This window comes from Nocardia sp. NPDC003345 (genome assembly GCF_053589395.1).
On sequence record NZ_JBSFRU010000387.1, the window covers coordinates 1 to 5,549 of the forward strand.

The 5,549-nt window shown below is 69.3% G+C and carries 5 protein-coding genes and 1 pseudogene; all 6 read left to right on the forward strand.

Annotated features, from left to right (window positions below):
* Nucleotides 1-203: pseudogene (locus tag ACWDU1_RS28735) on the forward strand (hypothetical protein); the annotation flags it as partial.
* A 64-nt stretch (nt 204-267) separates the two neighbouring features.
* Nucleotides 268-915 carry an ectoine/hydroxyectoine ABC transporter permease subunit EhuD gene (gene ehuD, locus ACWDU1_RS28740; RefSeq protein WP_450003229.1) on the forward strand — a complete coding sequence of 216 codons (648 nt, stop codon included), beginning with the start codon at nt 268-270 and terminating at the stop codon, nt 913-915.
* Between the two features lie 49 nt (nt 916-964).
* A complete protein-coding gene (gene ehuA / locus ACWDU1_RS28745; protein WP_450003236.1) occupies nt 965-1,720 on the forward strand; it encodes an ectoine/hydroxyectoine ABC transporter ATP-binding protein EhuA in 756 nt (251 codons plus the stop codon).
* Nucleotides 1,721-1,764: 44 nt separating this feature from the next.
* Nucleotides 1,765-2,508 (forward strand): peroxide stress protein YaaA, encoded by a 744-nt coding sequence (gene yaaA / locus ACWDU1_RS28750; RefSeq protein WP_450003231.1) that lies wholly within the window; start codon nt 1,765-1,767, stop codon nt 2,506-2,508.
* Nucleotides 2,509-2,585: 77 nt separating this feature from the next.
* A complete protein-coding gene (gene cobA, locus ACWDU1_RS28755; RefSeq protein ID WP_450003232.1) occupies nt 2,586-3,857 on the forward strand; it encodes a uroporphyrinogen-III C-methyltransferase in 1,272 nt (423 codons plus the stop codon).
* A 6-nt stretch (nt 3,858-3,863) separates the two neighbouring features.
* Nucleotides 3,864-5,345 carry an MFS transporter gene (locus ACWDU1_RS28760; protein ID WP_450003234.1) on the forward strand — a complete coding sequence of 494 codons (1,482 nt, stop codon included), beginning with the start codon at nt 3,864-3,866 and terminating at the stop codon, nt 5,343-5,345.
* Nucleotides 5,346-5,549: the final 204 nt, after the last annotated feature.

Sequence of the window (5,549 nt, forward strand, 5' to 3'; positions counted from 1 at the left end):
GCGACACCCTGTTCGCCTTCGGTATCGGCCTGCTGATCTACTTCGTGATCGCGTATCTGCTGACGCTCGGGATGAACCTGCTCGAAGCGCGGGCCAAACACAAACTGGGACGCGGCCCCTCGATGCGCGAAGTACTGCGCCTGGCACCGGACAAATCACTGGATACGGTGGCCGCGCCCGACCGGCGGAAGGTGGCGCCGTGATGCGATACCTCCGCATACGCTCCGGCCTCCGCGGACCGCGTGCTCCTGGCCCGAAGGAGACAACATGAGTGTGGAGTGGAGTTGGGAGCGGGCCGCCGAGGCACTGCCGGTGCTGTGGGACGGTTTCCGGATCACCCTCTTGGCGACGGTGCTCGGATTCGCGATCGCGGCCGTCCTGGGATTGGTCGTGGCGATCGTCCGGCGCTCGGCGCCGCGCTGGATCGCCGCACCGGTGCACGGGGTGAGCGAGTTCATCCGGTTCACCCCGCTGGTGGTGCAATTGCTGTTCGCCTACAGCCTGCTGCCGCAGTTCTCGGCGTTGCAGATCGGGGTCGTGGTACTCGGTATCCACTACGCCGGCTATCTGGCCGAGGTGTACCGGGCCGGTATCGAATCGGTACCGCCCGGACAGTGGGAAGCGGCACGCGCGTTGTCGCTGCCACCGGGCCGTACCTGGCGGGCGGTGATCCTGCCGCAGGCCATCCGGGCGAGCCTGCCCGCACTCGGCACCAACGCGGTATCGATGTTCAAGGACACCCCGTTCCTGTTCGCCATCACCGTGGTGGAACTGGTCACCGCCGCACAGCAGTTCGGCGCCCGCCACTACGCGTATCTCGAGGCGATGACGCTGGCCGGCGTGTTCTTCCTGGTGGCCAGCTACCCGACCTCGGTGCTGATCAGAAGACTGGAGAAGCGACTTGCCTACTACTGACCCGGTCTCCGGCGCGCAGGACGGCGATACCGCCGCCGCGGCCCGCCCGATGATCGAATTCGACAGCGTGGTCAAACGCTTCGGTGATCTGGTGGTGCTCGACGACCTCGACTTCACGGTCCGGCGCGGCGAGAAGGTCACGCTGATCGGGCCGTCCGGGTCCGGTAAGACGACGATCCTGCGGCTGCTGATGACGCTGGAATCGGTGAGCGGCGGAACCATCCGGGTCGACGGTGAAATGCTCACGCACGAACAGCGCGGCGCGAAACTGGTGCCGGCCCGGGAGAAACATCTGCGCGCGGTACGCAAACAGGTCGGGATGGTGTTCCAGCAGTTCAATCTGTTCCCGAATATGAACGTGCTGGAGAACATCACCGAGGCCCCGATCCACGTGCTGGGGAAATCCAAGGACGAGGCGAACCGGCGCGCCATGGACCTACTGGAGATGGTCGGCCTCTCGGACAAGGCGAAGGCCCACCCCTCGCAGCTGTCGGGCGGACAGCAGCAGCGGGTCGCCATCGCACGCTGCTGCGCCATGGACCCGAAGGTGATGCTGCTCGACGAGGTGACCTCCGCGCTCGACCCGGAACTGGTCGGCGGGGTGCTCGACGTACTGCGCGAACTCGCCGAGACCACCGATATCACCATGCTCATCGTCACCCACGAGATGGGGTTCGCCCGCGATGTCTCCGACCGGGTGCTGATGTTCGATCACGGCCGGATCCTGGAGGAGGGCCCACCCGAGCAGATCTTCACCGCTCCCGAGCACGAGCGCACCCGGACATTCCTGGACGCGGTGCGCTGACCACGGCGGTACCCGACCGCGGCGGCCCGGTACCGTAACCGCTCGTGCTGGTGCTGTTACCTCCTTCCGAAACCAAATCCGACGGCGGTACCGGCGGCCCGCTCGACCTGGGGGCGCTGGCGTTCGATTCGCTCACCGAGATCCGCGACGGGCTGGTGGACGATCTGACCAAGCTGTCCGCCGATCCGGAGGCCGCGCGGACGGTGCTCGGGCTCGGTAAGAACGCCGAACCCGAACTGGCGCGCAACGCCGCGCTGCGCACCGCGCCCACCCGCCCGGCGCTGGAGCGCTATACCGGCGTGCTCTACGACGCCCTCGACGCCGGATCGTTCACCCGCGCGCAGCGCGCGAAGGCCTATGCGCGGCTGGCGATCGGTTCGGCGTTGTTCGGCGCGGTCCGGGCGGGCGACCCGATCCCCGCCTACCGGCTGTCGGGCGGTTCGAAACTCCCCGGCCGTCCCACCCTGGCCGCCGTCTGGCGCGACCGGCTCGTCCCCGCCCTGCGCGACGCGACCGACGGTGATCTGGTGGTGGACCTGCGGTCGGGCACCTATCAGCAACTGGGCCGGGTTCCCGGCGCGGTGACGGCCACCGTACTCACCGAACACGCGGACGGTTCACGGACCGTCGTGAGTCATTTCAACAAACATCACAAAGGTCTGCTGGCCCGCGCCCTGGTGCTGACCCGGGCCGATCCCGGCGACGTCCGGGCCCTGGCCCGGGTCGCCCGCACCGCGGGGCTGCGCGTCGAAGTGGCCTCCGGCACCGAACTGATCGTCCTGACCTGACGCCACGGGCAGCGGGGCGCCGCACACCGGCAACCGGGTGGGCCCGGCGACCCGCCCGGGACGTAGGCTCCAGCCTTGTGCCGAACACGTCAGCCGATACCGACAACCTCACCGCCGGGGATTCGAACTACCTGGTGGGACTCGATCTCGACGGGCGACGGGTCGTCGTCGTCGGCGGCGGCACCGTGGCGCAGCGCCGCCTGGGCCTGCTCATCTCCTCGGGCGCCGAGGTGACGGTGATCGCCCGGGAGGCCACCCCCGCCGTCGAGGGAATGGCCACCGCCGGGCAGATCTCGCTCGTCCTGCGGGATTACGCCGACGGTGACCTCGACGCGGCCTGGTACGCGATCGCCTGCACCGACGAACCGGAGACCAACGCCGCCGTCGTCGCGGAGGCGACCCGGCGCCGGATCTTCTGCGTCCGCGCCGATCACGCCCAATCCGGAACGGCGGTCACCCCCGCCACCGCGCGCTACGACGGGATGAGCCTCGGCGTGCTGGCCGGCGGCCGGCACCGGCGGTCCGCCGCCGTCCGCACCGCACTGCTGGAGGCCCTGCAGTCGGGAACGGTCACCGACGACGCGACCCCGATGACACCGGGTGTGGCGCTGGTCGGCGGCGGGCCCGGCGATCCCGACCTGATCACCGTCCGTGGCCGCCGCCTGCTCGCGCGCGCCGACCTGGTGGTCGCCGACCGGCTCGCACCGCCGGAACTGCTCGCCGAACTCGGGCCCGATGTGGAGGTCGTGGACGCGGCCAAGATCCCGTACGGCCGCGCCATGGCGCAGGAAGCGATCAACGAGGCGCTCGTCGCCGGTGCCCGGGCGGGCAAATTCGTGGTCCGGCTCAAAGGCGGCGATCCCTATGTCTTCGGCCGGGGCTACGAGGAACTCGAAGCATGTGTCGACGCCGGGGTCCCCGTCACCGTCGTCCCCGGAATCACCAGCCCGATCTCGGTCCCGGCGGCCGCGGGCATACCGGTGACCCACCGCGGAGTGACCCACGAATTCGTCGTGGTGAGCGGGCATATCCCGCCGGATCACCCGGATTCACTGGTGGACTGGCCGGCGCTGGCGAAGCTACGCGGCACCCTGGTCCTGATGATGGCGGTAGAGCGCATCGAGCAGTTCGCGACAGTGCTCCGGGAGAACGGCCGGCCCGCCCGGACCCCGGCCACGGTCATCCAGGAGGGGACCCTGCGCGGCCAGCGAGTTGTCCGCGCGACCCTGGCCGATGTGGCCGAGCGGGTCCGAACCGAGAGCATCCGGCCGCCCGCGATCGTAGTGATCGGACCCACAGCCGGGTTCACCGCCGCCCCCGTGACAGCGAGCGACCGTCGGTTACAGTGACCCACTGTGCTCGATAACCCACCAGCCGTGCAGTATCCAGTGACGAAGCGGGCCTTCGGTCTGGCCATCCTCGTACTGAGTGGGTTACAGCTGATGGTGGTGCTGGACGGCACCGTGGTCATCCTGGCGCTGCCCCGCCTGCAAGAGGAGATGGGGCTGTCCAGTTCGGGCAGTGCCTGGACCATCACCGCCTACGGCCTGCCGTTCGCGGGACTCATGCTGCTCGGCGGCCGCATCGGCGACTCCTTCGGACGCCGGCGCATGTTCGTGGCCGGCGTCGGACTGTTCACGCTGGCATCGCTGCTGTGCGGACTGGCCCAGGGCGAACAGATGCTCGTCGCCGCGCGGGCCTTCCAGGGCACCGGCGCCGCGCTCGCCGCCCCCACCGCGTTCGCGCTGGTGGCCAGCACCTTCGCCCCGGGCAAGGTCCGGAATCAGGCCTTCGCCATCTTCGGCTCGATGGTCGCGCTGGGCTCGGTGGGCGGACTGGTCATCGGCGGCGCGCTCACCGAGGCCAGTTGGCGCTGGATCTTCCTGATCAATGTGCCCATCGGCGCGCTCATCGTGATCGGCGCGCTGTTCACCCTGCGCGATACCGACCATCACCGGCTCACCCTCGACATCCGCGGCGCGTTCCTCGGCACCCTCGCCTGCGCCCTGATCGTCTGGGGCGCCACCGAGGGCCCGGAACTCGGCTGGAGCAGCCCGCTGGTCTACGGCACCCTGATCGCCGGCGCCGTCCTGCTGCCGCTGTTCGTGTTCTCCGAACGCTACGTCGACAACCCACTGCTGCCCTGGTCCCTGTTCGACAGCCGCGACCGGGTCGCCACCTTCGTGGTCATCCTGCTGGCCAGCGGCATCCTCGGCGCCACCACCTACTTCGCGGGCCTGTTCGTGCAGAACGTCGTCGGCTACAGCCCGCTGGTGGCCGGGGTGTCGTTCATCCCGTTCACCGTCGGCGTCGGCCTGGGCAGCGCGGTGGCCACCCGGCTGGCCCTGCATATCGCCCCCCGCTGGCTACTCGTCGGAGCCGCCACGGTCCTCGTGGCCGGCCTCGGTTACGGCTCCACCCTGGACGCCGACGTCGGCTACTGGTCCACCCTGCTGCCGCTGTTCTCGATCATCGGATTCGGGATCGGTATCGCCATGGTGCTCATCCCCCTCTGCGTCCTGGTCGGAGTCCCGCCGGACGAGATCGGCCCACTCTCGGCCATCGGCCAGATGTTCCTGAACCTGGGCACCCCCATCGCCATCGGCGTACTGACCCCCCTCGCCGCCTCCCGCACCCTGTCCGAGGGCGGCACCAACAAGAAACCCGCCGAGATGACAGCCGGCGAGATCACCGCGCTCGGCGACGGCTACACCCTCGCCCTCCTGGTCGCCGCCATAGGCGCGCTGCTGGTCGGGCTCATCGCGCTCACACTGCGGTATACGGCGCAGGAGGTGGCCCGGGCTCAGCACGCTCAGGACGAAGCGCAAGCTGTGTAGTCCGGAGACGCGACCCCGGACACCCGGCCACGACGGGTGTTGATGGTGGAGGCTTTGCAAGGGGTGGGTCCGGATGTGCCCCTCCGCGAAGAAGGAGTTGAGAGGTGACCTCTCCGCGAAGGTGAGTTGGGATGTGCCCCTCCGCGAAGGGTCGCGCTGTAATTTTGGAGCGGCTCCGCCGCTCGAGGGTGGGGCCCTATTAAC

Bases quoted from the DNA above. Each gene is read 5' to 3' on its own strand.
- ehuD (WP_450003229.1), top strand. From the start codon at position 268: ATGAGTGTGGAGTGGAGTTGGGAGCGGGCCGCCGAGGCACTGCCGGTG.
- ehuA (WP_450003236.1), top strand. From the start codon at position 965: ATGATCGAATTCGACAGCGTGGTCAAACGCTTCGGTGATCTGGTGGTG.